At 57.7% G+C, this 366-nt stretch carries 1 protein-coding gene; it reads left to right on the top strand.

Going from position 1 to position 366, the window contains the following annotated elements:
* Positions 1-38: 38 nt before the first annotated feature.
* On the top strand, positions 39-366 hold a 328-nt coding region (locus tag AB4Y42_RS44380), incomplete at its 3' end, for a carboxymuconolactone decarboxylase family protein (protein ID WP_368697915.1).

The raw sequence follows: 366 nt of genomic DNA, 5'->3' as shown, positions 1-366 counted from the left end.
TTCTTAATAAGTAGTACGAATTAATCAGAGATCCTATCATGACCCGTACCACCATTCTTACGCCGGAACAAGTACCCGCCGAATCGAAGGCAACGCTCGATGGCTTCGCCAAGAACATCGGCTTCACGCCGAACATGATGGCTGCGTTCGCGCAAAGCCCGATCGCGTTCAACGCCTGGGCCTACCTGCTCGGCTCCCTGAGCAAGGCGCTCGATGTGAAGACGCGCGACAGCATCGGCCTGGCAGTCTCCGAAGTGAACGGTTGCAACTACTGCCTGACGGTCCACAGTTTCACCGCTGAGCATCTGGCGAAACTGCCGGCGGAAGAAATCATCCTCGCGCGCAAAGGCCACGCCGCCGATCCGA

This window comes from Paraburkholderia sp. EG286B (genome assembly GCF_040965655.1).
Lineage (GTDB): Bacteria > Pseudomonadota > Gammaproteobacteria > Burkholderiales > Burkholderiaceae > Paraburkholderia.
The sequence above is the reverse complement of the archived record's forward strand: the minus strand, read 5'-3'. Positions and strand labels throughout refer to the sequence as shown.